This window comes from Prochlorococcus sp. MIT 0701 (genome assembly GCF_000760295.1).
Classification (GTDB): Bacteria; Cyanobacteriota; Cyanobacteriia; order PCC-6307; family Cyanobiaceae; genus Prochlorococcus.
Map to the genome: position 1 here is coordinate 1 of NZ_JNBA01000017.1, position 25260 is coordinate 25260.

Genomic DNA, 25260 nt, shown 5'->3' on the forward strand with positions numbered 1-25260 from the left:
AATGCCTATGCCCTTATTCCAGTCGGTGATACAGAGCAGCGCCTTAACAGTCGTTATTTAGGCGGCGCTTTAGATACCTACGGCTTAGATGTTGGTTATTTCATCACGCCTGATCTCAATGCCTCTGTTGGTTATTACTACCAGCAAGGCGATCTTGATGATGCTGATGGTTCTGGTGTGCAAGTCGCGCTGGATTATGTGATCGCTGATGGCTTAACTCTTGGCGTCAATCTCTCCCATGACGAAGCCTTTGATACAAGATTTTCAGGTAACATCAGCTATCGTTTTGGTAGCAACAGCTCAGCAACAGCAATTGAGAAGAAAGCTTGGGAAATGCCAACAATCAAATCGCTATCTGAAAGCGTTAAAAACAGAAATATCCGCGTTCATGATGCAAAAGATCTACGTTCATCGACATGCCCGGTATTTGATGCGCGCAATGGTCTACTGCGGGGATACCTATCACCTACCTCACACTTAACCATCCAAACTCTATCAGGCGGTGTGCAACCTCAGACCCACCGGCATTTCCACTACACTACAATAATTCATTGTAGCCCCGGCGCGCCTAAAGCAACTGAACACGGCTGGGAGCCCTCTTGAGTACTGGCCTGTCTGGGATTTAACGTCTCATCAAAACTCTCATAAAAGCAGCTAATTAACTGTTCAATGCCTGGCACTATCTGAGTACAGAGTCTGCTTATTTGAGGGAATATCTTTACGAGCTAAGTTTCATTAAAAGCTCAGACATAGTGAACTCAGCCTCTACATTGAACGTCTCTGTCAATACAATTACTTCCTCTGTTAGTTCACAAAAAAAATCACTAAAATAATAGCCGCGAATCTCCATCTCTGATGCCATTGGCTTTCCTGAATCTCAACGAAATTTGATGCCAACCCTCAGGGATTTGATTGAGGCGAACATCCCAATCCCATGGCAATCGTTGTTGGCCTGGTGAAACCCTCTTCTTCTTGCTTGTAGTTCTTGAATGACTGACTAGCCGTTTAAGCATGCGACTCCCCCAATGGCACTTGGGAGCGCCTTTGCTCTTGTGGCGATAGCGCTGGCAGAAAGGCTCATAGCGCTTGGCACAACCATCAAGCGTTGCCGATAGATTTAAAAAGGCTGGATGCCATTCACTGATGCCGTCTGATTGCAGCCTGCTGTAGTGGCCATAGTTGCTATAGGGATCAAAGAATCCTTTCCTTACCCCTGCTGCTTTGGGATTGGCATGGATATATCTGAGCGTGTTCAATATTCTCCGGTGATCTTTTGGGTGGATCGGCGTTGAGAAATACCTGGCCTCCCAGAAGTGCCCACAACGCCCGCTCAAGCGGTTCAGGGCCATGGCTGAATACCAAGCAATGCTGAGTACAAAGCAAACCCATGCATCAACCTCGGCAAATCCTTGGCATCGGTTGGCTTAAGCAGCAAGTGAAGGTGGTTAGCCATCAGGCACAGCCCATACACCCTCACGGCAAATTTCTGCTTGGCTTTATTGAGCACTGCCAACAACACATCACGCCTAAGGGCTTTGGCGATCAAGAACTGCCGGCTATTGCAGCGCAGCGTGATGTGAAAACTGCAGCCAGCCGGCAGTAAGCGTTTTGCTCGAGCCATGGGCTGACGGCATCAGCGCTCAAGCATTAGCCATGCTTCCAACCAAATTCCTTAGCAGCTCTACGCGAGATTATGGAGATGGCCGAGCCTGGCCAGACGAGATCTTCACCAGTTTTTGAGGGTCTCGATCGCATCGGTTGTACAGCTCAGAATGTGATCGGCGCCGGCCTGCTTCAGTCGATCTTCATAGGCGTTGCGTGCTTCTTGTTGCTTGATCCCATGCAAATGGGGTGGCGCGACTGCCAGGCTCATCCATTGCTGCTCGGGTTGTTGCTGGCGGGCATGGATCACTGTGCGCACATCGGCCACCGTGTCGCCTAGGTAGGCGACTGTTGGAACGCCTTGACCCAATCTCCTACCAGCAAGTTGGCTGGCTAGTTGAAGCAGGCCAGTGGGATCTGGTTTGTCAGGTGCTTCGCCCATGGCGATCAAGGCTGGATGCTTGAGCCCCAAGCGTTGTTCCAATACAAATCGGGCAGAAGGAGGCTCAGCACCACTAACAAATCCCCAGGCGAAATCAAGCGAACTCAGCTCCTCAAAGAATCTTTGATTGACCAGCAGTGGCTCATTGCGGATAAAGCCCTGCCAATTGCGGGGGTCGCCATTGGGATCACCGCCAAAATAAAAACGACTAAACACGTCTATGAGCTGCTCGCGGCTCGGAAGTTCTAGGGCTTGGTTACGGCTTTTCTGATCACGTCTGAGGAGCTCCAGGCTGGCGTCCCAGTCGTTATTCCAGCTGCCTTCTGTTTTGAGTGCGTCGATCACAGCGACGCTGGGACGCCAGCCGCTGTAATGGTGCACTGTTTCCTGGATGGCACGACGGTAGCTGGCTGCTACATCGCGGATCACGCCGTCGATGTCAAACAGCAGCAGGCCTTGCAGGTTCAGTGGATAGAGAGTGTTGAGCGACTGTTAGGTTAGTTGTTTGTTCAGATTCCTTGAGCGCAGAGAGCATGACGGTTTCCGAAGGCGCTGCCGCTGATCAAGAGGTCGCGAGCACGGACGCTGCAGTGGCTGAGGCACATCCACAGGCCACGACGGACGTCGTTGAGGAGCAGGTGCAACCCAAAGACGAGGCACCCAAGGAGGAGCAGGCCAAGGAGGAGCCTCAGGAAGGCCGTCCTGTGATGCGTGGTGGCAGTGCTGCTCTTGCGACTGCAACGATCGATGCTGATGGTGTGCCTTCTGGATATACCCCAAAGGCCGATGAAGGTCGCTTCTTGCTGAAGATTCTGTGGCTGCCAGACAACGTGGCTTTGGCTGTTGATCAAATCGTTGGCGGTGGCCCCAGCCCTCTTACGGCTTATTTTTTCTGGCCTCGCGAAGATGCCTGGGAAACACTTAAAGGTGAGCTAGAAGGCAAGAGCTGGATCACCGATAACGAGCGCGTTGAGGTGCTCAATAAGGCCACGGAAGTGATCAACTACTGGCAGGAAGAGGGCAAGGGTAAGAATCTCGAAGAAGCCAAGCTCAAGTTCCCAGACGTCACCTTCTGCGGTACGGCCTAATCAAGCCAGCCGATCGAATGAAGTCTGCAGACCCGCTCCGCCTTTAAGGCGGAGTTTTTTTAATGGCAAGACTGAAGTGGAGGCTTCATGGGCGAGCTTGCAGTTCAGGCTCCAGAGGATGCGTCTTGCTCAAACGCAGCAGCAGCTTCCAAGGTGGCCTTGACCTCAAACAGCTCCTCAGCCAGCTCAGCACTGATCGTGAAGGTGTCGATTCCTTCTGCTGCCAAATGGCTTAGATCCCGACGATTGCGCAAGCTAGCCACCAGGAGTTTGCAGCTGCTGCCAACTCCTTCTAGGGCTCGTTGCATTGCTATCAATTCGGTGTAGCCATCACGGCCTTGATCGTTAATCCGTCCGAGGTAGGGGGCGATGTGTTGAGCGCCTAAGGCCGCAGCGATCAAGACCTGGGGGGCTTCAAAACAGGCCGTGAATGTGATGGGGATTTCTGCGGCGATCAGGGTGCTTGCTGCTTGGCTTCCTGCTTGGGTAATCGGCAGTTTGACGTGAATAGTGAGAGCTGGAGTCGTCAATTGAGCCAAGGCAGCGCCGCATTCTGCTAGCTCGATGGCATGCTTTCCCCATGCTTGAAGATGTAGCTCTAAACAACCAAGTTGTTCGGCTGCAGCAGCCAAGCTCTTGAGATGATCAAGTTGGCAGGGTTGTTGGGCTCGTCTCAGCAGTGTTGGGTTGGTTGTGATGCCAGTAAAAAGGCCTGTAGGAAGCCATGCTTCCCATTCGCTGGGGTCTGCGCTGTCGAGTAAGAGCTGCAGAGTCAACTCAATGTCCTCAGCAGCTGCCTATTGATTTGCTTATTTAGTGGCTTGAACTCGCGCTCGGGCGCGATTGAAGTTCTGCTGTGCTTTTATTTTTTCGGTTGAAGGTTCCTGACCTTCCATTTGGCTCACTTTGGCTTTGGCTTGTTCCAGCTCTGCTTCAGCCGTTGTTGCATCAATGCTATTGCCGAGTTCGGCACCATTAACCAACACGGTGACATCGTCTGCCTCAACTTCGGCGAATCCACCCATCAGGGCAATGGAGTTCCAGGCCCCATTGGTTCGAACCCTCATCACACCGATGTCCAGGGCCGTGACAAGCGATATGTGGCCTGGCAGGATGCCAATTAGGCCTGTGGTGCTGGGAAGAATCACCTCTTCGGCAGTGCCGTCGAACACACTCTGGTCAGGTGCCAGAACGCGGAGGGTGAGAGACATGGTTCGCAGGCTTGGGTTTGACGTGGAGAAACTGAATGGAGATGAAAGTGATCAGCGGAGAGATGTCTCACTCCCCGCTGGGCTTTAACCCTTTGCTTCTGAAGCTATCTTCTCGGCCTTAGCTTTGACCTCGTCGATGTTGCCAACCAGGTAAAAGGCTTGCTCAGGTAGATGGTCTAGTTCACCAGCCAGGATCATATTGAAGCCGGCGATGGTTTCTTCCAGCTTGACGTACTTGCCGGACATGCCGGTAAAAATCTCGGCGACAAAGAAGGGCTGGGAAAGGAACTTCTCAATCTTGCGGGCTCGATCTACTGTGCGGCGATCATCTTCTGAGAGTTCGTCGAGACCAAGGATGGCAATGATGTCTTGCAGTTCCTTGTAGCGCTGCAGTGTGGCCTGCACGCTTCGTGCTGTGCGGTAATGCTCATCGCCAACAACTGATGGCTGAAGCATGGTGCTGGTGGAATCCAAAGGATCCACAGCTGGGTAAATGCCCTTGGCGGCCAATGCACGAGCCAGCACAGTTGTGGCGTCTAAGTGGGCAAATGTTGTGGCTGGTGCGGGGTCGGTGAGGTCATCTGCGGGAACGTAGACGGCCTGAATCGAGGTAATCGATCCCTCTAGGGTTGATGTGATGCGCTCTTGAAGTGCACCAACATCGGTGCCAAGGGTGGGCTGGTAACCCACGGCGGAAGGCATGCGACCCAATAGAGCAGAGACTTCCGATCCGGCCTGCACAAAACGGAAGATGTTGTCGATGAACAGCAGCACGTCTTGATTGTTCACGTCGCGGAAGTGCTCAGCCATGGTGAGAGCTGAAAGACCCACGCGCATACGGGCGCCAGGGGGCTCATTCATCTGCCCGAAGCAAAGAGCAACCTTCGACTTCGAAAGGTCGTCGGAGTTGATCACTCCGGATTCTTTGAATTCCTCGTAGAGGTCGTTGCCTTCACGGGTGCGCTCGCCCACCCCACCAAAGACAGACACACCACCGTGCTCTTTGGCGATGTTATTGATCAGCTCCTGAATCAGCACGGTCTTGCCCACACCGGCGCCACCGAAGAGGCCAACCTTGCCGCCTTGACGGTAGGGAGCCAAGAGATCAATCACCTTGATGCCAGTTTCAAAAACTGTTGGTTTGGTCTCTAGCTCAGTGAGTTTTGGCGCTGGCCGGTGAATCGGGGCAGTTGCATCGGTTGTAACAGGACCCTGCTCATCAACTGGTTCGCCGAGCACGTTGAAGATCCTGCCCAGAGTGGCTTCACCAACGGGTACGGAAATTGGTGAGCCGGTATCAAGGGCTTCCATGCCACGAATGAGGCCATCGGTGCTGCTCATTGCCACTGCCCTTACTCGATGATCGCCGAGGAGCTGCTGCACTTCGGCAGTGATGGCAATGTGCTGACCGGATGGGTTCTTGCCTTCAATACGAAGGGCATTGAGGATTTTGGGCAGCTTGCCGGCAGGGAATTCCACATCCAGAACCGGGCCAATCACCTGGCGAACAACGCCCTGGGTGCCAGCGGTGGCGGTAGCTGCAGCGGCCATAAGAAAATAGAGTTTTGCAGGGGTTGCGTGTCTAACGCATGCCCTTACAGAGCGGCGCAACATTACCACTGCATGGCGAGAGCTTCTCAGGGTTCGGTGACCCGCACAGGTATCGACTAGTCGGCACAGCATCAACACACATAGGGTTGGCACTCAATGGCCACGAGTGCTACTCCAGGTCGTTATGTGGTGCTTCGGCGCCCTGTTCTTGCTCTTTCAATACACCCATGGCAGCTGTTTCTCTCAGCGTCTCCACCGTTAAGCCTCTCGGAGATCGCGTTTTTGTGAAAGTCTCTGAATCAGAGGAGAAAACTGCGGGCGGCATCCTTTTGCCTGACACCGCCAAGGAAAAGCCCCAGGTGGGCGAGGTGGTTCAAGTTGGCCCTGGAAAGCGCAATGACGATGGTTCCCGCCAGGCTCCCGAAGTGGGAGTTGGAGACAAGGTTCTTTACAGCAAATACGCAGGTACAGACATCAAGCTCAGCACAGATGAGTACGTGCTGTTGTCCGAGAAGGACATCCTGGCTGTCGTCAACTGAGCTTTGCGGCTGACTCTGACTTTCAGCTGACACCGGCTTTCAACTGACCAAATCCATCATTTTTAAAGGACAACGCCTCCCATGGCTAAGCGCATTATTTACAACGAGCAAGCTCGACGTGCCCTTGAGCGCGGCATTGACATCCTGGCCGAATCCGTGGCCGTCACACTGGGGCCCAAAGGCCGCAATGTGGTGCTTGAGAAAAAGTTTGGTGCACCCCAAATCATCAACGATGGCGTCACCATCGCCAAAGAGATTGAGCTTGAAGATCACATTGAGAACACTGGTGTTGCTCTGATCCGTCAGGCAGCTTCGAAGACCAACGACGCTGCAGGTGATGGCACGACCACAGCCACTGTTTTGGCTCATGCCATGGTGAAGGCCGGCTTGCGCAATGTGGCTGCTGGTGCCAATGCAATCTCCTTGAAGAAGGGGATCGACAAGGCTTCCGACTTCCTCGTGAGCAAGATTGAGGAGCTCGCCAAGCCGATCAGTGACAGCAACGCCATTGCTCAGTGTGGAACCATTGCTGCCGGCAACGACGAGGAAGTGGGTCGCATGATTGCTGACGCCATGGACAAAGTTGGCAAGGAAGGTGTGATCTCTCTTGAAGAGGGCAAGTCGATGACCACTGAACTGGAGGTCACCGAGGGGATGCGTTTCGATAAGGGCTACATCTCCCCTTACTTCGCCACTGACACTGAGCGGATGGAGGCTGTGCTGGATGAGCCCTACATTCTCCTCACTGACAAGAAGATTGGCTTGGTACAGGATCTGGTGCCTGTGCTTGAACAGATTGCCCGCACTGGCAAGCCCCTGCTGATCATTGCTGAGGACATTGAGAAGGAAGCTCTCGCAACCTTGGTGGTTAATCGTCTTCGTGGTGTGCTGAATGTGGCGGCCGTGAAGGCTCCTGGGTTTGGTGATCGCCGTAAGGCCATGCTCGAAGACATGGCAGTGCTGACCAATGGTCAGTTGATCACCGAAGACGCCGGTCTTAAATTAGATAATGCCAAGCTGGAAATGCTTGGTACAGCGCGCCGTGTGACCATCAATAAGGACACCACCACCATCGTTGCCGAAGGCAATGAGACGGCGGTGAAAGGGCGTTGCGAGCAGATCAAAAAGCAGATGGACGAGACTGACTCGACCTACGACAAGGAGAAGCTGCAGGAACGACTCGCCAAGTTGGCCGGTGGCGTTGCTGTTGTGAAGGTGGGTGCTGCCACCGAAACCGAGATGAAGGACAAGAAGCTTCGTCTTGAAGACGCCATCAACGCGACCAAGGCAGCAGTTGAGGAAGGCATCGTCCCAGGTGGTGGCACCACACTGACTCATCTCGCTGCTGATCTGCAGAAGTGGGCCAATAGCAACCTCAGCGGTGAGGAGCTGATCGGTGCCAACATTGTGGAAGCTTCCCTTGCTGCTCCCTTGATGCGCATTGCTGAGAATGCAGGCGCCAATGGTGCTGTCGTGGCCGAGAACGTCAAGAGCAGGCCCATCAGTGAAGGCTATAACGCTGCTACTGGGGATTACATCGACATGCTTGCTGCAGGCATTGTTGACCCTGCAAAAGTCACCCGTTCTGGTTTGCAGAATGCGGCCTCGATTGCTGGCATGGTGCTGACCACTGAGTGCATCGTTGCTGATTTGCCCGAGAAGAAGGATGCAGCTCCTGCCGGCGGTGGCGGCATGGGTGGTGACTTCGACTACTGATCAAAGCCGGGACTCTTCGGAGTCCCACAAGTCACAAGTTACATGTCATCAAGAACAGATCAAAAGCACCCTTCTGGGTGCTTTTTTTTGGCTGATATGAAGGACGATTGCTGGTAGTAACTCTTAGAGAGTTGTGCTAATCAAGTGGCATGATCATTGCTGTCTTGATGCTTGCATTGCAAGATCAATTTGAAGCTGAACTTACTGTAGAAATTTTTATGACATCGCTTTTCTTAATGCATAGATAGCGGCACCAGTGCGTTCGTAAATGTGCGCTTTTGTGCGCTTCATTTCGATGCCATATGGATTAGTGAAGATCGCAAATAGTATGCGCGCAAATCTAAATAAATTCTTCTTTGTGGATGTTTGGCTTGCGTCTTCCCGTTTGACCAGCAATAGCATTTCTTCGTCAATGATTTTGTTGTCGCCAAATGCTTTCAGCATCTTTTCTTTCTCTGAACTGTTGATCGTATCGAGGATTACCCTTAGCCCTCTGATTGAGTCTCGGTCACCTCTTGCAATCTCCCTGGTAATACTTTGATAGAGGTTCTCCCATTTGTATGGCTCTTCTTTGAATAGATATGATGCCGGGCTGCTTGAGCTTGCCTTTGACAATCTCGCCTTTTCGTCTTCTTCATTTTGTTGTGATTTCCAGTAATCATATAAAGGAGAAGCCTTTTTTATGATTGTTGCAAGTTCTTTTCCTTTGGGAGGCATTTGATTCTCAGGGCAAATGATTTTTTATGGGGAGGTATATTTATGGGGCACTGATTTGTTGGCCAGAATGCCACTGAATGGGCTGGAAGCTTCTCGTTGAGATGCCGGGTGGCTAATTATTTGACGTTTTGATGGTCAATACCTGTTTCTTTCTCATAGGCAATGACCAGGTCAACCAATTCTTTCTTGAGTAATCCTTTTAGCTTATCATTTGACTCCTTGACGGGTACCATTTGCTGTTCATTCGTTTGCTCGTCTTTCGTTACCCCAGCATTAATCAAAGAGGCAAGCCTTTTAAATGAGTCAAAGACAATAAAAGTAAGCCTGATGAGAAGTAAGATGATTGTATCGGTCGTGATCTTTTCTTCTGGCGCTTTTGACGTCTTCTCCTCTGGTGCCTTTGCCATTTTGGGTTTCCGATAAATGTCTTGTCGATAAGGAATCAGTAGAGCAAGTCGCCATCGCCGACACTTTGATTATAGCTTGAAGCCCATTTGGAGCATAGTGTTTGGCCTCTTGATTTTAGCAAAGGATCTTTGACTTGCTTTTGTGTGTAAGAAGCTTTGATTCTTGATTTTTCATTCCTTCTTTTTCTTGTTGTATTCATTGTAAGCCGCAGAAGCATATTGCAACTCTTCGACTATGCATCAAAGATCCTTGCTTTATTGTCTTTGCTGCTTATCGTATGCAACATTCTTCGATGTATCATTTGAGCGATCTATTCTTGTTTGAACATTAGCAAAATTGCTTTGTTGGCTCATTGATGAGATTCTTTTTGTGCTCAAGATGATCTTTGCGTTACTACTGCTGCTTTAGGCAAGCGCATGTTGCTGATCGATGGCGATTGCCTGCTTAAGACAGTACTTAGAGCTATGTAATTCTTTGAATAAGCTATGGCTATGCCAACTCGTAGTGAGCATGGATATGTCTGGAGCTCATTTCTATTGCCATGCTCAACTTTCTTTTTTTGCTTTGCGGGGTATTCCCCTAGGGGCCTTGCTTCTGAGTTGTGTTGGAGGTGTTGAGTTTTAGCTTGGCATGCAAAAAAAATGGTGATGAGTTCGATATCGATTGGCGTGGTTCATCACATGTTTGTTCAATCCTTTTAGCAATGATCCTGCGAGCCTACGGAGGAATCAAAGCTCAGTTCAAGTGAGCCAACCAGCGCTGAGGATTACTGCAAGAGTCAAGAATATGGCTAGGCATGTCCAGGTGATCCTGTTCAATGTTGCCTCGGCACTGCTGGTGCTTGTGAAACTGGAGCTGCCGCTAGCTGATATCCCTCCCATGCCACCACCCTTGGGGCTATGCAGCAGGACCAACAGCATCAAGAGAACGCCAGACGCGACCCAGACCCAGGAAAGAACAGACGTAATCATGGCCTCAGTCTAGGGATGTGTTGATCATGCTCTGACCTCAACTCGCGATCGTTCGCCTTAAACGGGTTGAGGAAGTCGTGCAGATGGCGTTGGTGACTCAATGGCTTGAATCAACGATAAGCCTGACATGGCATCGGGCTTAGGTAAATCCAGCAGTTGCAGCAGCGTGGGTGCGATGTCAGCCAGGCCACCGCCTTCACGCAGCTGGATGTCATTGCCGTAGCCAGCCAGCTTGCGTTTCTCTCCTTCTACCAAGATCACAGGCACGGGGTTCGTGGTGTGAGCCGTCCAGGCCTGACCATCTGGACCTTGCATCAGTTCGGCATTGCCATGGTCAGCCGTGATCAACAGAGTGCCGCCCATTCGCCCGATCGAATCAAGCAATTGGCCGATGCAGCGGTCCACGGTGCTGATGGCTTCCTGAGCGGCTCCCATCACACCGGTGTGCCCGACCATATCTGGATTGGCGTAGTTGATGATGACCAATGAATACACACCACTCTCAATCGCGTTCACACAACTCTTGGTCAGCGTGTCTGCGGACATCGCTGGAGCCAGGTCATAGGTGGCCACGCGGGGGGATGGCACAAGATGACGCTCCTCTCCTGCTAGTGGCTGTTCGATGCCACCATTCATGAAATATGTGACGTGGGGATATTTCTCTGTTTCGGCAGTGCGGTATTGGCGTAGGCCGTGTTCTGAGACCACCTGACCGAGCAGATCGTCGAGTGATTCGGCGGGGAAGGCAACTGCTACAGGGAGATCGAGTTCGTACTGGGTGAAGGTAACGACATCGAGGCGGGGCTGATTGGCTCGCGGGAAACCATCGAAGTCTGGAAGTGTGAGGGCTTGCACCAATTGCCTGGCGCGGTCAGGACGGAAGTTGAACATCACTAGGCCATCCCCGTCTTTTAAGTAGGTATTGCTAAGACGTGTGGGTTCTAGAAATTCGTCGGTGGTGCCGTTGGCATAACTTGCGCTGAGAACGTCTTCGGCAGCGACTCTGCTGATCGGTTGATTTGGGTCGGTGAGTACCTCATAGGCCCTGATCGTGCGCTCCCAGCGGTGGTCACGGTCCATGGCCCAATAGCGGCCGCAGAGGCTTGCTAACTCTCCTACTCCACTGGCGTTGATGGCGTCTTCGATTTGGTGTAGGTATTTGCTCGCGCTTTGAATCGGGGTGTCTCGTCCATCGGTGATGAGATGCACTGCCACTTTGTTGAGCCCAGCTGCGGCAGCCCAGTGCAAAAGACCGCAGAGATGGTTGATATGGCTATGGACACCGCCATCGGAACAGAGTCCCAACAGATGAAGTGTGCCGTCAGACTTGCGCAATCGTTCGGCGAGGGCAATCAGGGCAGGAGTTTGCCCCAGTCTTCCGGCTTGTACGGTTTCACTGATGCGAACGAGTTCCTGACGGATCACCCGACCCGCACCGATGGTGAGATGACCTACCTCAGAGTTGCCCATCTGGTTGTCTGGCAGACCGACAGCGGCACCACTGGCTTCGATCAGGGCGTGGGGGTAGGCATGCCAGAGGGCATCCATGATTGGAGTCTCAGCACTACGGATGGAGTTGTGCTTACGTTCCTCACGATGTCCCCAGCCATCAAGGATCGCCAGCACTACAGGTGCAACCCGGCCGAAATGCCTTGAATTTCCGGAACTGCTGCTGGACATGTTCACACCCGGCTATTGCTTATTAAGGACTTCTCCGGATTGAAGTTACTTCCTCCTTTGCTCTTGGTCTGCATTTGTGCTGACTTCCGTCAGCTTTTACGCATTGATTGTTGTTGGAGGCAGGAGAAGATCGGCATAAACTCACGTCTTAATCGTCACGACCATGATCGACAAAGGTAGTGATGAACGAGTTGAGATCCTCTCTGAGCAGGAGCTCGGTCGCACCCTTTCGCGCCTTGCTTCTCAAGTACTCGAGTCTGTCTCTGATAGTCGGGAACTTTTGTTCCTGGGAATTCCTACGCGAGGGGTGCATCTGTCTCGTGTCTTGGCCAAAGAGTTGGAACCCATTGCTGGCCATAGCATTGATCAGGGAAGTTTGGACCCCACCTTTCATCGTGATGATCTTGGTCGAGTCGGTACTCGGATGGTGCAACCCACCGATCTCCCCAACAGCGTTGAGGGGCGAGAGGTTGTGTTGGTGGATGATGTGATTTTTACCGGCCGCACGGTGCGCGCTGCCCTTGAAGCTCTTCAGGCCTGGGGCAGGCCTCAGCGGGTGATGTTGTTGGTGATGGTGGATCGCGGGCACCGTGAAGTGCCGATTCAACCAGATTTCTGTGGTCGCAAAGTGCCGACTCGTCGCACGGAAAGCATCGAATTGCGCCTCTCTGATGTGGATGGAGAAGAGGGGGTTTACTTGCGCCAGTTGCCTTGATGAGGACTACACGCTGAGCTGGTGAACTTTTTGTTCATGCACCGGCGCCGTTCGTCTTGATGACAGAGGTCAGTTCAGCCCATGGTCGTCTTGCCTTTGGATTGCGTTGAGGTTGGTGTGGATGAATCAGTTACTGCACGGTGCCCAGCTTTTGCTTGTCTAGCCGCTCACCACTGCGTAGATCTAGCCCCTCCATCTGCAGCTGGGCATCGTCGTCGATGGAGAATTGCAACCTCAGGCAGTCTTGCCCCGGCTGACCGGGTGGTTTTAGTGCAAGTGAAGCTGTAGGGCAGGTCCCTGGCCAGGGATGCAGTTTGCGCTCTGCTGGCTTTGATTGCAGGGTTGGCATTCCATCGATGTAGATAACCTCATGGCTCTCGTTGATGTCTGGCTCACCAAGCACCACCTCAAGCTCCAGTTGATCGATCCGGCTGGCGGCCAGGACGAGCTCAAGGGGGGCGGTTGTTGGCCAGGGTTGACCGGCGAGAAACAGCGGATGCCAATGATGTTGTCCACCTCGCTGATCCCAGCAGCGCAGAGATACACCACGGTGTAGTACATCCTGAACTTTGACCCCCGGTGTGAGTTGCAGGGCTCCAACAGCAACGGCCTCTATGGGTGGAGGCGTGAGGAGTGGGGCTGGTTGCGTTTGCTGCTGCAACCAATTGCGAACGAGGGGGATTTGTGCGCCGCCGCCGACGGCTACGACGCCCTGTAGGTCTTGGAGGTTGCAACCATTGCCACGCCCCCTTGCGAGGGTTTCATTGAGCAGGCTGGCCAGGCTGTTAAGAAAGCCTCTGGCGATGAGCAGCTCTTCCAGCTCCCTGCGGCAGAGACGTAGAGGAAGGACTGCATTGCCTTCTGGATCGGCAGCAATTTCCAGTTGGGTGGCCTCAGCGCGAAGATCCACCTGGCTAAGGCGGCATTTGAGACGCTCTGCAGCATTGAGGAGTGTTTCTGAGAGCGGAACGTCGGGATAGAGATGATTAGCAATCCAATGATCCAGGTCCCGTCCACCCAGCTTCAGTCCAGCCTTGCCCAGCACGCGTGCGCAGCGCAGGGCTTGTTTGCTGCTGTCCTGGAGATCTTGGCCAGCAAATCGAAGTAATTGGGCGATTGGAGCCGCTCGTCCTTCACCACCTTCGAGGGCTACTAGGGAGAGATCAATGGTGCTGCCACCGATGTCCATCACCAACAGCTTGGAGCCTGGGGGTAGGCCGGCACCCATGGCAGCAGCGGTGGGTTCATCAACCAGGGCGATCTCTTCGACCGGCAGTGTTGTGCAAACCTGATTCAGCCAAGTTCTGTAGGGGCGGTAGCTTTCCACTGGCGCAGTGAGCACAAGACGTCGCACCTCGATATGGGGTGGGAGTCGGCGCCAGATCTGCTGCAGCAAGATTTCTCCGGCCTTTTCTGGCGAGAGGCAAGAGTCATTGCTTTTGGTTGGATGAGGTGCACCGATCCAGCGCTTGAAGTCTCTGCTCAGGCTTTGGTGACCCTGCCCCACCAGGCCTGCTTCGTCTACTTGCTTCCCTACTAGAGGGTTGGGGTCATTGCTTTGGCCGGCCCAGATCAAACTAGGTACTTCGCCCGGACGACGACTGATTGGTGGTAGATCGAGGAGTTGAGGGCTGGCAGCACGTTCAGCCTGGAAGGCCACAACCGTGGTTGTGTTGCCAAGGTCAATGGCAAGGGTGCCAACTTGTTGGAAAACCTGAAGCTTTTCTTCGCCCTCAGGGGGCATGTCCATGGCCATGGCCAGGTTGTAGTCATCACAAGGTTAAGAGACAATGACGATGGATCGGTTGCAGCGCCTGGTGCTCTCTTTTTATCGAGAGGACCCTTGCATTGAGGCTGAGCTGGAACCGTTGCTCGATTGCCATATGACCCGTAGTTGGGGGAGTATCCGGATTGAGTGTGTGGATGAAGAGCACTTGGAGGAAGTCAGCGCTTTGCTGACTCATCTGAGGCTTCCTTTGGCCGCCTTGGGACTTGGCCGACAGATTGTCTTGCGGGTGCCGGGTTCCTTGCAACGGACATATCCCATGCATGTGCCCTTTCACAGTGATCTATTGGCCTAATGCTGAGCAGCGCTCGCCTAAAGTGATCTGGATATATGAGAAGTTTCTGTGATCACATCGGGAGTGGATCCCAAAGACCTTGCCAAGCGTGGGGAGAGTCTTATCCGCCAGTCGAGCAACCGCTACCTCACTACGGTTCGAATTGCGTTTCGGGCTAAGCAGCGCCGTTTCGATGATTTTGATGGCCTTTTGGAGGAATCGAGTGTGAAGCCGGTTGCACGTGCCATCGTTGAACTAAGCGACGAGCAGGACCAACCGGATCTGCTGCCTGGCTGAGGTCATGATTCAACAGGAGGGGCCTGGCTGGCGACTTGCCAGGGACCCTGCCAGGACAGCCTTCCCGGTGCTGATTGGAGGGGAAAGCTGGGCTATTGAGCTCACTCAAGATGAGTGGCAATGTTTGCAGTCTCTGGTTGTTGAGCTCACTGATCAACATCAGCAGCTTGTTGATCAGCTGCTGGCAGAGGAATCTGTCTGCCTGGAGATGGAACGTCAGCCGTGGTGGGCCTGTCTGGATGGTGATCGTCACAGCTGGAGCCTGCAGGTGATTTTGCAGGGCGATGGCGAGAAGGCCCGAGGCGCTGAAGGGTGTTGGTCGGTACCTGCTGCGCAAGCGATGGCAACTGCGATGAGAACCGCCTGGGACTTTGATCAATGATTAGAGAGGCTGATCGATGGCGGGAGGATTGATCTCTCCCCGACCTTGCGCAAGGTAATGCACAGCTTTTCCACAGCCTGCAGGCTTGAATCGCCCCCTCGGCTCAAGCATGTGGAAAAAGGGCTGCATAGGTGGTTGTCCCCTTGACGTGGATCGTTCTTGCTTCCCGTCGGGACTGCATGCCGATGGCCTTGCGGCGGAAGGCTGTCAGGCCATTGTTCTTGTCATGAGACGGCTTGAGATGGGCTCGCGGGTGGGGCCTTGACGGGAGAGGTTGAGATGTGGAGAAGTGGTGTCGTGCTTAGGAGTCAAGATGCAATTGGGGGATGTCAAAGAGATCGCAGAAGAAGGTGTGAAGCAGCCGACGCTGCAAGCCCAGGAGCTGCAAGCCCAGGAGGTTCAAGCCCAGGAGGTTGTAGAGGATGTGAGGCTCGATGGTGTGGTCAGCTTCCAGGCCGAGTTGCCTCTGCCTCTGCAAGAGGCCATGGCAGGCTTTATCGAGACATGTCCCAATTGGGATCAGTATCGGTTGATCAAAGCAGCTCTGGCTGGCTTCCTTGTGCAGAACGGGGTGGATTCAAGAGAGATCACCCGTCTTTACGTGGCCAACATGTTTTGCAGCAACTCTCTGATGCAGGGGTTTTGAATGCTGCTGCTGGCTTATTCGTCAGTGGCAGCAGGGTGCGCCTTGCCTGGCTGAAGCGTCGTTAGTTGGCTGTGGCGCGAGCCCCAGAAACACGTTCTTGGCATATGTTCTGACAAGAGCAGCTCTTCAGTGATTGGTTTTGAGGAAGGGTTAATGGAGTGGTCCAAGCCATTGCAGCAGATCATTAGCAGTGCTTTTTGGAATCGGCAAGATTGAGAGGCGATTGCCCTTGCGAAGCACCGGTAGTTGTTCAGCGCTGTATTTGTCTCGCAGACTTTCTAGGCTTAGTAGTTCACTAAAGCGTCCGAGATAATGCAGTCGGACGCAATCCCAACGGGGTTTGTCTGGTGATGACTTCGGATCGTAGTACTTGGCTTTTGGATCAAATTGTGTGGGGTCCACCAGGCCGGTTTCAATAACCTCCATGAGCCCTACGATTCCAGGAGGCTTGCAGTTTGAGTGATAAAAGAATGCCTTGTCTCCTATGAGCATCGAACGCATAAAATTGCGTGCTTGGTAGTTGCGAATCCCATCCCATAGGGTGTTGCCTTCTTTTTTGAGGTGGTCGATGCCGTAGGCATCGGGCTCGCTTTTCATCAACCAGTAGTTAATATTGTTGTCAGCCATTGCTAGAGAAGAAGTTAGGGATACTTTAGACGTTTTGAGGCTTGCTGGAATGAGTGTCCAGCTTACCCTGCTTTTATTCTTGTTCGATTACCTTGCTTTTTGTCCAGCGATACCAAGTTGGCTTTTGATTAATTTTTTCTTTAATTCTTTCTCTTATTAGCTCAATATCTTTTGCTTTAGGTTCCCAGTCTTTATACAAGTCACTTGGCCACTGTTCTTTTTTGAATTGGCGTTCTGGATTTGGATGCATGCCTCTGCTTTTCATTTCATCTATGAGTTCAAAATATCTTTTATGCAAATACTTACCTTTGTTATAGAAGAACTTGACGTGTCCAATATTTAAGGTGAATTCTTTGGGTAGTTGTTCTTTGGTTCTCTTCCAGTTTTTTGACTTTATTGAGCGTTGAAGTGCTGAGCCAACCATGAAAATTTCCCTATATTCCGCCACTAAATGTTGATCAGACAATTCGCTTGGCTTAATCAAGTTGATTCTTGTCATAAAAACTCTTTTCTGATCAATGGATCAACCAATCGTTTTGTTGAGCACGTTGCAAGATTGGCACCAACTTGCCTCCATCCCGATCATCTACCAGGAATGGCATGGCTGCAGTGATCGAGAAATGAACTTGGTAGAATTTTGCTAGAATAGAATTTCATGCTTCACTGAGATCACTTTCTATCACAACATACTCACTGTTCATCAACCAGTAATTAGGTTCTTGCTTTGCCATGGGATCTCAAAAGAAAGTGGTGGTTCGGATAAAGTTTGGATAGCACCCCTGTCTCAGGGGCTTATTCGTTATGAACCTTTCAAGCCAATCGAGCTATAGAGGCATTCCTTTGAAAAGGCAATTAACTTGATGTCAATCCCGAATGAAAAGCTGTGACTTTGGATCTGATTGCTTGTTATCGCAACCCTGGTTTCGAGGCTGTTGCTGATGGGGTTATGTCATTCTTTGATCGGCGCCTTGATCTTCAACATAGTGGAGTCGCCTTCGGTAATGACTCATCTTCATCCGAGTCAGAACCAGCCAAAGTGTCAACCGATATAAGCCTTGTTGCAATTGATCGTTCAGATCCAGAGGCATTTGCTCTTTCAGATGTGATTGTTCGAGGTGTTACTGCTGCTCTCGACCAATATCTTCAGGATCGTCCGTTATTTAGAGACTGCTCTCCAGAGCAGTCTCTGTTTGTCATTCCGATTTTTAATATCCAACGTTATGGCCCTGGTGAAGGTTTTAAGCGCTGGCATTGTGATTGGACTGTCAGCGATGAGGCAACAGAGCCTGTTCATAGAATGCTTGCTTGGATTCTTTATTGTAATGATATTGATTCGGCTGGCACTGAGTTTTATTGGCAGCAACATCATGAACCTGCAGAGCGAGGTAAACTAGTCATTTTTCCTGCAGGTCCATCTCATATTCATCGCGGCCGAGTCAATAATGAAAGCACTAAAACGATTGCTACAGGCTGGATTAATGCAGGCAGTAGAGACTCCTATCTTTCTCGTTTGGCAGCATCTTGAAACTTTGGTTGAAAAGCATATTCTCAGACCAAGATTCATAAGGTTTTTTTACACCGAGGTCGTTAAATGTTAATTCTGCGACTCTTTAGTGAATTGTTGCCCTTGCTGGCATTCGGCTATTTGATTGGTCGCTTTAATACAAGACTTTCATCTCAAATAGCCCCACCACTTATCAACTTTGGCATACCAGTCAGCCTGATGGGTCTTCTGCTCAAGAGTGGGATGGATTGGCGTCTTTTTGAGGCCCTTGCGATGTCCTTACTTGCCATTGGATTGGTGATAGTTGCAATTAGGATTTTCCCAAAGATTAGAAATCTTATTGGCAGTCGAAGTTTGCTGTTGGGTAGTGTCTTTGGGAATTCTGGCCATTTTGGGATACCTGTTTCATTGGCTCTTCTGCCAAGTCAGGCACTCAGCTTTAGCATTGGTTATGACCTTGGCGCCACGTTACTTGTATGGAGCTTAGGGCCCATACTTTTAGCAAACTCCTCATTCGAATTGAAGGGAATAGCTGCTTGGACAAATCTTTTACGTGTTCTGACTAGTAGTCCTGCGACTAAGGGATTGGTTGGGGCATTTTTAGTTCAGTTGACTCCATGGAATGATCAAATCACCTCTGCTCTTTGGATCCCATCCAGAATTGTGATTGTTCTAGCTCTAATGATTGTTGGGATACGTTTGGGTTCTTTTGGGTCTGTTAATAATCCAACTATTAGAAACTTGTTCTCATTAGTTGGGCCCAGCTTGCTCATAAAGCTGATGTTTCTTCCTGCCTTAATGTTGGCTCTTGCCAAGGCTTTTGGCTTGTCAGCTTTGATGTGCAAAGCTCTTGTCTTACAGGCAGCCACACCCACAGCTATTTCTGTGCTGTTGTTAGCTGAAGCCAGTGGTCAGGAGCAAAACGTTGCTGTTTCTTTAGTGGCTTGGAGCACTTTAATTTCCTTGTTCACAGTCCCTATTTGGTATTTAGCTCTTCAATCAATCAATTGATCTCAGCAATTGAAGTGTTTGAGTAGAGCTTGGAGGAGGCCTCTCTCTGGACTTCTACTTGCTGCCTTCTTAGCTCTTGCAAGCTCTAAACGCACTATAATGAGCTCAAGCAGTCTTCAAATCTTACCGATGGATTTTTCTGGTCCGGATGCAATTGATAAAGCGATTGAGGCAGGGATAGATCTTGATGGAAGCCCCATCCCTTTAGAGATGCTGAAACTCTACAAGGAGGTGATGGATCAAGAAGGTGCGAGAAAGAGGAGTGGCGTCAAGAAGTCAATGCGTAATCGAATTGTCCGTTCAGGAGCAAAGCATTTCGACCAAGAGAGCCTCAATCAACGTCTTATAGATGCTGGATGGGAAGGCTTGAAATCAAAAGAGATTGAGTTTTTCTTCAGTTGATTTAGATTGTAGATGTGCGGAATTAATGATTAGTGATTGGTAGGAACTTAGCTTTTGCTAGGCAAATCTAAGAAAAGACCTGTTATCGAATTGAGGATTGCAGTCGTTAAAAGTTATTGATTTGACTTTTCCTTTAGGCTGTTGTGTGATTAGAATCAATAGTGAGAGTGTGATTGTTCATTGTCCAGCCGCGAAGCCAAGCATGAAAGCAGATTGAAAAGTCTTCCTGCTTCGCAGGAGCTTTTAAAACTAGAAGCCTTGGCTAGAAAGCAAGGGAGCGGGATTGAGATTAATTCACTCAATGGACTTTGGAAGTTTGTATCTGTTTGGAAGCAAGGCAAAGAGAAAGAAGACTTGTTCTCTTCTTTCATGCTTCGATTTATTTCTGCGAGCCTAGAGCTAAGGCAAGACAAGGGCAGTCATGAATCAATGCCTTTAGTTATTGTTAACTCTGTTGTGATTGGCTTGCTAAAGCTTGAATTCATAGGTCGAGGTGAACTCAAGGGATCGCAGCCTCTACTGCCTTTCTTTTTTGATCAAATCAAAGTTAGTTTTGCTTCAAGGGTCTTATGGAGCCGCCCGTTAGATGAGCCTGAAGAGAAAGAAAGGCCTTTCTTTGCTCTGATCTCAATGGGGGCGAACGGTGAGTGGCTTGCGGCTAGAGGCCGTGGGGGCGGCCTTGCGCTTTGGCTCAAGGGTTAAATCAATCAAGCAGCCCTTTAAGGCTTAATGTTGCACTAGCTATTAGTCATTGATTTGCAAGTAGGTTTGCTGTTAAAAATAGAGCACTAATTGCTCCGTTATTGAGCAAAGGAATGAGCCAGAAAGTCAAAGCCATTGATCCGTTAGCAGTCAATTAGGCCGTTAAATGTGGTTTGATTAGGCTGCGGAAATGATTCCCGTGGGCTTCGAAGTCTTGCTATTGATCAAAACTCGCGCAGGCTGGTGAAAGCAACAGGCAGGCGGCTTGTCGCTCTAGGCCGAGGGGAATGGCCAAAATCACAGCAGCGTTGAGGTTGGTGCAGCAATGCAAGTCACCACGGAAGATAGAGGCATAGTATGTATATTTAGTAGAGCAAATTGGACCTAGGAAAATATAATAATATCTTCTATACCATTATGAATAGCTCTTAGGAGTATGCTTTGCACGAGTCTTTTTAATGGTTGTGGTGAGTAACGGCTTAATCAGGATTAGTGAGAAACAAAGGCTGATGGACTACAACATTTCTTATAAGGCTTTAACTGACCTCAACACTGCAGGGTTGCTTAGGTTAGCTGCACTACAATACTGAAACTCTAGAGCAACTCTTAGGCTGCTTACCAGTAATAGGCAATTGCTGATAATTGATAGCAAAGAGCTTCTTTAAGTAAAGAACTTATTTTACTATTGGATTGATCTAGCTTTAATAACAGATTGCAGATCTCTTCTTGGTTGGAAGTGAATGCCTTGTTTAATATTTCTCGAGGTTTGTATTCAGGGAATGGTTTTAGAGTTGCAGTTAGTTGTCTGATTGGGAAAGTAGGGTCGAATTTATTGCCAATAGGCAAATAATCAAGCAATAACTCATTATCTTGATTTTGTAAGTGGATTAATCCTTCTATGCCAGATCCTCCTTGAATTCGAACTGGTTTCTTAGTTGTAGAGACATTGATTACTATAGGGAATGAAAAAGCAAAAGGCTCTTTGCTACTAAAGCCATAGCCAAAAAACATCCTTATTGGATCATTGCCTTTAGAATAGCTATGTAGGAACTCATGATCGCCTTTCTTCTTTTCAGTGGAAAGACCTGCACTTCCATTAGTTGAGAATGTCTGAAAATTATGATTGTGATTGATGAGTTCAAAAATAGGAGCTAAGTATTTCCCCTTCTTGTAGTCCACAAATCTAGACTGGATAAAATTACTGAATATAACTTCTTCCCAATTGCCTTTATGCCTAGTCTTTAAGTCTAAAGCTCCTAGGTTTTCAAGTATGTTAATGACCTCAAGTGGTAATTTTCTAAGGCCATCCTCGAATCCATTTATCACATCCCATACACTAGCTTCAAAGGCAATAGATTCAAGGTAATTGTCGATGAATTTTCTTGTTTCAGGTGTGCAAGGAGATTCGCTGTCGATTTTTATTTCTTTGGAATCAATATAAAGGTATTTAGAATGAATCAACAAGTTTTCTGGGACTTGAATTTTTGATGGAAGTTCTGGATCCAAAGGGAATAGTCCTCTTCCATATTGACCTTCTCTGAGGTCGACATTTTCTGCAATTCCACCAAGATCCCGAAAATCAATGAGGATTTGTTGCCAAGAATTAACAACCATCTTTTTTGAGTGAATGCTGTGTGGATGGCCTGATTAAACAAGTCAATAGAATTATCTCTCGATTAAATCAAATTGAAATCGTCTCGTTAGATGCGGTAATGAATGAGCATGTTTCTATTTAGTACGTCGCGGTGAACTCAAGGGATGGCAGTCTCTATTGCCTTTCTTTGCTCTGATCTCAATGGGGGCGAACGGTGAGTGGCTTGCGGCTAGAGGCCGTGGGGGCGGCCTTGCGCTTTGGCTCAAGGGTTAAATCAATCAAGCAGCCCTTTAAGGCTTAATGTTGCACTAGCTATTAGTCATTGATAAGTAAGTAGGGTTGCCGTTAAAAATAGAGCAACAATCGCACCATTATCGAACATAGAAATGAGTCATAAAGTCAAAACTAGTTATCAGTGAGCTATAGATTAGGTCGTTAACTGTGGTGTAATTAGGCTGCGGAAATGATTGCCGCGGGCTTCGAAGTCTTGGTATTGATCAAAACTCGCGCAGGCTGGTGAAAGCAACAGGCAGGCGGCTTGTTGCTTGATGCCCAGTGGAATGGCCAAAGTCACAGCAGCGTTGAGGTTGGTGCAGCAATGCAGCTCACCGCGGAAGCCTGATGTTTTGATCAGCTCTTGCAGTTCGGATGCACCTGCTCCAAATAGCACTACGGCACAGGCTTTCTGATCCAATTGCTGTAGCCATCCAGAGGCCTCGCCCTGTTTGGTTTGTCCACCCGCCAGCACAACGGCAGGAGCAGGGACGGCCTTGAGCCCCACACAGGCGGCGTCATAGTTCGTGGCCTTGCTGTCGTTGTACACGCTCATTTGCTGGATATGCCCAAGCGGTTCGAGTCTGTGAGGCACGCCTGGGAACGAGCGCAGGCTGGCTTCGATGGCCTGTGCAGTCAGGCCTGCTTTTCGGGCTGCGGCTGTCACCATCAGCAGGTTTTGAAGGTTGTGCTGTCCAGGCATGGCCAGAGCCGAAGCAGCAAAGAGCCTTCCTTGCGGTTCCCTAACCATCCCCTCGGCGTCAATCCAAAAGTCGGCGGGATGGTTTGCATGACCAGGGCCTTCGCTGCTCACCCACAGCCCCTCATCCCAGCTGGATCTTTGGCTGCGAAGATCTGGATCATCGCCATTGAAGATGCGGATCTCGGAGCGCTCCAGTAGGCCACGCTTGATCTTTCGGTAAGCATCAAGGGTGCCGTGGCGTTCGAGGTGGTCGGGGGTGAGGTTGGTCCAAATGCCAATGCGGGGGGCAATCTCAGGAGCGGCTTCGATCTGGTAACTGCTGAGCTCCATGACCAGCCAGTCGGGGCGCTGTTCTTTTGTTTGCCGCCAGTTCAATGCGATTTCGGCCGCGGCATGGCCAACATTGCCGCCCATTGGTGCCCTGAGGCCATTGCTTTCAAGCACATGATTGAGCAGATGGGTCACTGTTGTTTTGCCATTCGTGCCGGTAATGGCGATCCATGGCAGATGGCTCAGGCTTCGCCAGGCCACTGCCATCTCTCCAATGATGTCAATGCCGCGTTGACGCAGTGCAGACAGTGTTGGGTGGTCCCAGGCAATACCAGGGCTAATGACCACGGCATCAAGTTGATCCAGCCAAGGGATGAAGCTGGTCAGCTCTAGAGGTTTGCCTAGCTCTACAGCAATTCCCTGCAGACGTAGATCAGCTGCCAAAAGTTGGAGATTCGACTCGATGCTGCGCTCAAGCACTGTGACCTGATGTCCCTCTGCTTGTAGAAGTCGTGCCGCACCGATGCCGGAGCGTCCAAGCCCCACGACCACAGTGCGTGCCATCGATGAGAGTCCTGTCTTTGTAAGGGGAGTGGGCGATACTGGAATCGAACCAGTGACTCCTACCGTGTCAAGGTAGTGCTCTACCTCTGAGCTAATCGCCCGCGGGGCCCTTCGATCAGAGTGAGTGGTGACCGGTGGCTTTTCAAGAAGCGAAGCTAGCAGCCTGGCGATACGAATCTTCAGTGCCGCAGCATTTCCACCCGCCAACGCTGACGCTTGGTCATTTCCAGCGCCAGCACCTTGAGCGTGCCTCGACCCTGAAGTTGCAGGCGATCGCCCACTACAAGTTCTCGACTTGTTTGTCGGACTGGTTCCCAGTTCAGGCGAAGGTGACCTTGCTTGATTTGGTTGACCACCTTGGCTCGCGAGAGACCAAAGCCGGCTGAGGCGATTGCATCGATCCTGCAAGAGGCCTCAACACTGTTCAATCGGCGGGTCAGGCGGTGGGCTGGTGGCTGCAGTTGAGCCACTGCAACAGCTTCACAGTTGATCTCTACCTCTCGCACTCTGCTGCTGCGGCCGTCGAGATTGACGGCTAACTCGGGAGTGCAAAGGGCTTGTGCACCGCGATCACCGCGAATCCAAAGATCTCCAAGTTGTTCTGGTCGAGCGTCGATCGCCTCTAGGGCTTGGCGGAGATCTGTTGGGCTGGGGGAATCAAATAAAAAGTTGCCATGCAGTAGCAGACCATGGATCGGGGCTGCTTCTGAGGGAGTGGGGTGATGGTTGTCTTCGCTGCGGCTGCAGCACAGCCGCTGACGTTCAGCGCCAGGGTGACCACCGTCGGCGTGCCAGTGCAGATCAGTGAGGCTGGCAAACCTATGCAGGGCTTCCTCCCGCAAGGGGGCAGAAACAAACGCACTCCAGCTGGGCTGCCAGGTCCGTAGCACCGTGTCTGCCTGGACCAGCAGGGCTTCCATGCCTCTTGGATCCAGACAACCTTTGAGCAGCTCTTGCCGCGGCAAGATCACAGCTTGCTCAGTCTTGTTATTTCAAGGGGATTTGCTTCTCGTAGCACTTTCCAGGGCATATCGATGTCCATTGGTGTCTCCAGCAGCAGCAGCCAGCGACCTTGCTCATGGCGATTGCGCAGGATGCGAACGTCTTCGGCATTTTCCATTTTGACGCTCATGGCTGATGCATAACTACCCATCCAACCTGAGCCCAGGCCCAGCAGGCCACCGATGATTGATGCAACCAAGGGGCCGAAGCTGGCAAAGGTGTCCATATCCGTCATCAACGTCATGGTGATACCGGCGATGAAGCCAAACGGCAGCAACCAGAAGGACATCACTTTTTGACGCCGCTGGCGGGCCAGTTTGGGGCTAAGCATTTCGACCGAATCGATGTCCATGCTTTCGAGTGTGTCGCCATTCCCCTTGGTCTCGGAGGCTGCTATCTCAGGCTTTGTTGTGCTTGTGGTTACAGGCGGCACCAGCTCACAGCGGATTAGAGGGGTCTTTGCTGCCCTGAGTTGTTCATTCAATTGATCTGCGGGGTCTCTTTCGGCGAGAACAAGAACGCAAACAGCCATACAACACACCTCAATCGTTTGAATTCTGAACCCTGGTTTGCGGTCTACAGG

Annotated in this window: 28 protein-coding genes, 1 tRNA gene and 2 pseudogenes; 13 read left to right on the forward strand and 18 right to left on the reverse strand. The window is 50.8% G+C overall.

Translation table 11 applies throughout. The features are described from left to right. A pseudogene (locus EV12_RS04035) lies at nucleotides 1–603 on the forward strand (carbamoyl-phosphate synthase); the annotation flags it as partial. 221 nt (nucleotides 604–824) lie between these two features. Here EV12_RS04035 and EV12_RS04040 read toward each other — a convergent pair. Together EV12_RS04040 and EV12_RS04050 are read right to left on the reverse strand one after the other, a co-directional pair. After that, a pseudogene (locus EV12_RS04040) lies at nucleotides 825–1621 on the reverse strand (transposase). A 105-nt stretch (nucleotides 1622–1726) separates the two neighbouring features. Beyond that, nucleotides 1727–2512 carry a TIGR01548 family HAD-type hydrolase gene (locus tag EV12_RS04050; RefSeq protein WP_072014275.1) on the reverse strand — a complete coding sequence of 262 codons (786 nt, stop codon included), beginning with the start codon at nucleotides 2510–2512 and terminating at the stop codon, nucleotides 1727–1729. Between the two features lie 65 nt (nucleotides 2513–2577). On the opposite strand from EV12_RS04050, the gene EV12_RS04055 reads away from it, so the two are divergent. Next, complete coding sequence (locus EV12_RS04055) at nucleotides 2578–3132, forward strand: 30S ribosomal protein PSRP-3 (RefSeq protein ID WP_036912325.1); 555 nt, start codon at nucleotides 2578–2580, stop codon at nucleotides 3130–3132. Nucleotides 3133–3236: 104 nt separating this feature from the next. Here EV12_RS04055 and EV12_RS04060 read toward each other — a convergent pair whose 3' ends face one another. The 3 genes from EV12_RS04060 to atpD all read right to left on the reverse strand — a co-directional run bounded on the left by EV12_RS04060 (nucleotide 3237) and on the right by atpD (nucleotide 5894). Further along, nucleotides 3237–3908 (reverse strand): transaldolase family protein, encoded by a 672-nt coding sequence (locus EV12_RS04060; protein ID WP_036912327.1) that lies wholly within the window; start codon nucleotides 3906–3908, stop codon nucleotides 3237–3239. A 33-nt stretch (nucleotides 3909–3941) separates the two neighbouring features. Beyond that, a complete protein-coding gene (gene atpC, locus EV12_RS04065) occupies nucleotides 3942–4343 on the reverse strand; it encodes an ATP synthase F1 subunit epsilon (RefSeq protein WP_036912329.1) in 402 nt (133 codons plus the stop codon). A gap of 84 nt (nucleotides 4344–4427) precedes the next feature. After that, entirely contained in the window at nucleotides 4428–5894 is a 1467-nt protein-coding gene (gene atpD / locus EV12_RS04070) for a F0F1 ATP synthase subunit beta (protein ID WP_036912331.1), read from the reverse strand. Nucleotides 5895–6121: 227 nt separating this feature from the next. Between atpD and groES the strand changes: the two genes are divergently transcribed. Both groES and groL read left to right on the forward strand, forming a co-directional pair. Further along, nucleotides 6122–6433 (forward strand): co-chaperone GroES, encoded by a 312-nt coding sequence (gene groES / locus EV12_RS04075; RefSeq protein ID WP_011130818.1) that lies wholly within the window; start codon nucleotides 6122–6124, stop codon nucleotides 6431–6433. Nucleotides 6434–6514: 81 nt separating this feature from the next. Then, a complete protein-coding gene (gene groL / locus EV12_RS04080) occupies nucleotides 6515–8149 on the forward strand; it encodes a chaperonin GroEL (protein WP_036912335.1) in 1635 nt (544 codons plus the stop codon). A gap of 216 nt (nucleotides 8150–8365) precedes the next feature. Here groL and EV12_RS04085 read toward each other — a convergent pair whose 3' ends face one another. The 4 genes from EV12_RS04085 to gpmI all read right to left on the reverse strand — a co-directional run bounded on the left by EV12_RS04085 (nucleotide 8366) and on the right by gpmI (nucleotide 11925). Next, nucleotides 8366–8866 carry a hypothetical protein gene (locus EV12_RS04085; protein ID WP_036912337.1) on the reverse strand — a complete coding sequence of 167 codons (501 nt, stop codon included), beginning with the start codon at nucleotides 8864–8866 and terminating at the stop codon, nucleotides 8366–8368. A 116-nt stretch (nucleotides 8867–8982) separates the two neighbouring features. After that, on the reverse strand, nucleotides 8983–9273 hold the full coding sequence (locus EV12_RS04090) for a hypothetical protein (RefSeq protein ID WP_036912340.1): 291 nt from the start codon (nucleotides 9271–9273) through the stop codon (nucleotides 8983–8985). 741 nt (nucleotides 9274–10014) lie between these two features. After that, complete coding sequence (gene secG, locus EV12_RS04095) at nucleotides 10015–10245, reverse strand: preprotein translocase subunit SecG (protein WP_036912343.1); 231 nt, start codon at nucleotides 10243–10245, stop codon at nucleotides 10015–10017. A 57-nt stretch (nucleotides 10246–10302) separates the two neighbouring features. Further along, nucleotides 10303–11925 carry a 2,3-bisphosphoglycerate-independent phosphoglycerate mutase gene (gene gpmI, locus EV12_RS04100; RefSeq protein WP_036912345.1) on the reverse strand — a complete coding sequence of 541 codons (1623 nt, stop codon included), beginning with the start codon at nucleotides 11923–11925 and terminating at the stop codon, nucleotides 10303–10305. 163 nt (nucleotides 11926–12088) lie between these two features. Here gpmI and pyrR point away from each other — a divergent pair, with 163 nt between their 5' ends. After that, nucleotides 12089–12640 carry a bifunctional pyr operon transcriptional regulator/uracil phosphoribosyltransferase PyrR gene (pyrR, locus tag EV12_RS04105; RefSeq protein WP_011825184.1) on the forward strand — a complete coding sequence of 184 codons (552 nt, stop codon included), beginning with the start codon at nucleotides 12089–12091 and terminating at the stop codon, nucleotides 12638–12640. 130 nt (nucleotides 12641–12770) lie between these two features. On the opposite strand, the gene EV12_RS04110 is transcribed toward pyrR, so the two are convergent. Next, the gene (locus tag EV12_RS04110) at nucleotides 12771–14396 is read right to left on the reverse strand and encodes an Hsp70 family protein (protein ID WP_036912349.1); all 1626 of its coding nucleotides are present in this window, start codon (nucleotides 14394–14396) and stop codon (nucleotides 12771–12773) included. A gap of 40 nt (nucleotides 14397–14436) precedes the next feature. On the opposite strand from EV12_RS04110, the gene EV12_RS04115 reads away from it, so the two are divergent. Genes EV12_RS04115 through EV12_RS04125 form a run of 3 tightly spaced genes read left to right on the forward strand, consistent with a single transcriptional unit; the run spans nucleotide 14437 to nucleotide 15379 of the window. Next, nucleotides 14437–14721: a hypothetical protein gene (locus EV12_RS04115; RefSeq protein WP_036912352.1), complete on the forward strand. Its 285-nt coding sequence runs from the start codon at nucleotides 14437–14439 to the stop codon at nucleotides 14719–14721. 48 nt (nucleotides 14722–14769) lie between these two features. Continuing rightward, nucleotides 14770–14997: a DNA-directed RNA polymerase subunit omega gene (locus EV12_RS04120; RefSeq protein ID WP_036912355.1), complete on the forward strand. Its 228-nt coding sequence runs from the start codon at nucleotides 14770–14772 to the stop codon at nucleotides 14995–14997. A 4-nt stretch (nucleotides 14998–15001) separates the two neighbouring features. Continuing rightward, a complete protein-coding gene (locus EV12_RS04125; protein ID WP_036912358.1) occupies nucleotides 15002–15379 on the forward strand; it encodes a DUF1818 family protein in 378 nt (125 codons plus the stop codon). On the opposite strand, the gene EV12_RS14795 is transcribed toward EV12_RS04125, so the two are convergent. Then, entirely contained in the window at nucleotides 15380–15508 is a 129-nt protein-coding gene (locus tag EV12_RS14795; RefSeq protein WP_275040945.1) for a hypothetical protein, read from the reverse strand. It lies immediately after the preceding gene. A 184-nt stretch (nucleotides 15509–15692) separates the two neighbouring features. Between EV12_RS14795 and EV12_RS04130 the strand changes: the two genes are divergently transcribed. After that, nucleotides 15693–16025, forward strand: coding sequence for a DUF2811 domain-containing protein (locus tag EV12_RS04130; protein WP_081939860.1), 333 nt, complete (start codon nucleotides 15693–15695; stop codon nucleotides 16023–16025). A gap of 150 nt (nucleotides 16026–16175) precedes the next feature. On the opposite strand, the gene EV12_RS04135 is transcribed toward EV12_RS04130, so the two are convergent. Together EV12_RS04135 and EV12_RS04140 are read right to left on the reverse strand one after the other, a co-directional pair. Further along, nucleotides 16176–16652, reverse strand: coding sequence for an EVE domain-containing protein (locus EV12_RS04135; protein WP_036912361.1), 477 nt, complete (start codon nucleotides 16650–16652; stop codon nucleotides 16176–16178). 73 nt (nucleotides 16653–16725) lie between these two features. Continuing rightward, entirely contained in the window at nucleotides 16726–17151 is a 426-nt protein-coding gene (locus EV12_RS04140) for a pyrimidine dimer DNA glycosylase/endonuclease V (protein ID WP_036912362.1), read from the reverse strand. Nucleotides 17152–17541: 390 nt separating this feature from the next. Here EV12_RS04140 and EV12_RS04145 point away from each other — a divergent pair, with 390 nt between their 5' ends. The 4 genes from EV12_RS04145 to EV12_RS14570 all read left to right on the forward strand — a co-directional run bounded on the left by EV12_RS04145 (nucleotide 17542) and on the right by EV12_RS14570 (nucleotide 20271). Further along, nucleotides 17542–18177 (forward strand): 2OG-Fe(II) oxygenase, encoded by a 636-nt coding sequence (locus EV12_RS04145; RefSeq protein WP_036912394.1) that lies wholly within the window; start codon nucleotides 17542–17544, stop codon nucleotides 18175–18177. 66 nt (nucleotides 18178–18243) lie between these two features. Beyond that, complete coding sequence (locus EV12_RS04150; RefSeq protein WP_036912364.1) at nucleotides 18244–19167, forward strand: AEC family transporter; 924 nt, start codon at nucleotides 18244–18246, stop codon at nucleotides 19165–19167. Nucleotides 19168–19296: 129 nt separating this feature from the next. Beyond that, the gene (locus EV12_RS04155) at nucleotides 19297–19569 is read left to right on the forward strand and encodes a small RNA NsiR4-regulated ssr1528 family protein (RefSeq protein ID WP_036912396.1); all 273 of its coding nucleotides are present in this window, start codon (nucleotides 19297–19299) and stop codon (nucleotides 19567–19569) included. 429 nt (nucleotides 19570–19998) lie between these two features. Continuing rightward, nucleotides 19999–20271, forward strand: a complete 273-nt coding sequence (locus tag EV12_RS14570; protein WP_241477269.1) for a hypothetical protein — start codon at nucleotides 19999–20001, stop codon at nucleotides 20269–20271. A 615-nt stretch (nucleotides 20272–20886) separates the two neighbouring features. Here EV12_RS14570 and EV12_RS04165 read toward each other — a convergent pair. The 5 genes from EV12_RS04165 to EV12_RS04185 all read right to left on the reverse strand — a co-directional run bounded on the left by EV12_RS04165 (nucleotide 20887) and on the right by EV12_RS04185 (nucleotide 25209). Beyond that, entirely contained in the window at nucleotides 20887–21885 is a 999-nt protein-coding gene (locus tag EV12_RS04165; RefSeq protein ID WP_036912368.1) for a hypothetical protein, read from the reverse strand. 407 nt (nucleotides 21886–22292) lie between these two features. Next, complete coding sequence (murD, locus tag EV12_RS04170) at nucleotides 22293–23675, reverse strand: UDP-N-acetylmuramoyl-L-alanine--D-glutamate ligase (protein WP_036912370.1); 1383 nt, start codon at nucleotides 23673–23675, stop codon at nucleotides 22293–22295. A 29-nt stretch (nucleotides 23676–23704) separates the two neighbouring features. Beyond that, nucleotides 23705–23776 (reverse strand) — tRNA-Val (locus EV12_RS04175). Between the two features lie 78 nt (nucleotides 23777–23854). Continuing rightward, nucleotides 23855–24646, reverse strand: coding sequence for a photosystem II S4 domain protein (locus EV12_RS04180; protein ID WP_036912372.1), 792 nt, complete (start codon nucleotides 24644–24646; stop codon nucleotides 23855–23857). Then, complete coding sequence (locus EV12_RS04185; protein ID WP_036912373.1) at nucleotides 24643–25209, reverse strand: hypothetical protein; 567 nt, start codon at nucleotides 25207–25209, stop codon at nucleotides 24643–24645. The genes EV12_RS04180 and EV12_RS04185 overlap by 4 nt, the downstream gene beginning before the upstream one ends. Nucleotides 25210–25260 lie beyond the last annotated feature (51 nt).

What these genes read in the sequence shown, in the direction of transcription:
- EV12_RS04110 (WP_036912349.1), bottom strand. Translation starts at nt 14,396, where the DNA reads ATGGCCATGGACATGCCCCCTGAGGGCGAAGAAAAGCTTCAGGTTTTC.
- EV12_RS04125 (WP_036912358.1), top strand. Translation starts at nt 15,002, where the DNA reads ATGATTCAACAGGAGGGGCCTGGCTGGCGACTTGCCAGGGACCCTGCC.
- EV12_RS04130 (WP_081939860.1), top strand. Translation starts at nt 15,693, where the DNA reads ATGCAATTGGGGGATGTCAAAGAGATCGCAGAAGAAGGTGTGAAGCAG.
- EV12_RS04085 (WP_036912337.1), bottom strand. Translation starts at nt 8,866, where the DNA reads ATGCCTCCCAAAGGAAAAGAACTTGCAACAATCATAAAAAAGGCTTCT.
- atpC (WP_036912329.1), bottom strand. Translation starts at nt 4,343, where the DNA reads ATGTCTCTCACCCTCCGCGTTCTGGCACCTGACCAGAGTGTGTTCGAC.
- EV12_RS04090 (WP_036912340.1), bottom strand. Translation starts at nt 9,273, where the DNA reads ATGGCAAAGGCACCAGAGGAGAAGACGTCAAAAGCGCCAGAAGAAAAG.
- EV12_RS04155 (WP_036912396.1), top strand. Translation starts at nt 19,297, where the DNA reads ATGGATTTTTCTGGTCCGGATGCAATTGATAAAGCGATTGAGGCAGGG.
- EV12_RS04055 (WP_036912325.1), top strand. Translation starts at nt 2,578, where the DNA reads ATGACGGTTTCCGAAGGCGCTGCCGCTGATCAAGAGGTCGCGAGCACG.
- EV12_RS04115 (WP_036912352.1), top strand. Translation starts at nt 14,437, where the DNA reads ATGGATCGGTTGCAGCGCCTGGTGCTCTCTTTTTATCGAGAGGACCCT.
- EV12_RS14570 (WP_241477269.1), top strand. Translation starts at nt 19,999, where the DNA reads ATGCCTTTAGTTATTGTTAACTCTGTTGTGATTGGCTTGCTAAAGCTT.
- EV12_RS14795 (WP_275040945.1), bottom strand. Translation starts at nt 15,508, where the DNA reads ATGCAGCCCTTTTTCCACATGCTTGAGCCGAGGGGGCGATTCAAGCCT.
- EV12_RS04135 (WP_036912361.1), bottom strand. Translation starts at nt 16,652, where the DNA reads ATGGCTGACAACAATATTAACTACTGGTTGATGAAAAGCGAGCCCGAT.
- EV12_RS04150 (WP_036912364.1), top strand. Translation starts at nt 18,244, where the DNA reads ATGTTAATTCTGCGACTCTTTAGTGAATTGTTGCCCTTGCTGGCATTC.
- groES (WP_011130818.1), top strand. Translation starts at nt 6,122, where the DNA reads ATGGCAGCTGTTTCTCTCAGCGTCTCCACCGTTAAGCCTCTCGGAGAT.
- pyrR (WP_011825184.1), top strand. Translation starts at nt 12,089, where the DNA reads ATGATCGACAAAGGTAGTGATGAACGAGTTGAGATCCTCTCTGAGCAG.
- secG (WP_036912343.1), bottom strand. Translation starts at nt 10,245, where the DNA reads ATGATTACGTCTGTTCTTTCCTGGGTCTGGGTCGCGTCTGGCGTTCTC.
- murD (WP_036912370.1), bottom strand. Translation starts at nt 23,675, where the DNA reads ATGGCACGCACTGTGGTCGTGGGGCTTGGACGCTCCGGCATCGGTGCG.
- atpD (WP_036912331.1), bottom strand. Translation starts at nt 5,894, where the DNA reads ATGGCCGCTGCAGCTACCGCCACCGCTGGCACCCAGGGCGTTGTTCGC.
- EV12_RS04165 (WP_036912368.1), bottom strand. Translation starts at nt 21,885, where the DNA reads ATGGTTGTTAATTCTTGGCAACAAATCCTCATTGATTTTCGGGATCTT.
- gpmI (WP_036912345.1), bottom strand. Translation starts at nt 11,925, where the DNA reads ATGTCCAGCAGCAGTTCCGGAAATTCAAGGCATTTCGGCCGGGTTGCA.
- EV12_RS04185 (WP_036912373.1), bottom strand. Translation starts at nt 25,209, where the DNA reads ATGGCTGTTTGCGTTCTTGTTCTCGCCGAAAGAGACCCCGCAGATCAA.
- EV12_RS04140 (WP_036912362.1), bottom strand. Translation starts at nt 17,151, where the DNA reads ATGACAAGAATCAACTTGATTAAGCCAAGCGAATTGTCTGATCAACAT.
- groL (WP_036912335.1), top strand. Translation starts at nt 6,515, where the DNA reads ATGGCTAAGCGCATTATTTACAACGAGCAAGCTCGACGTGCCCTTGAG.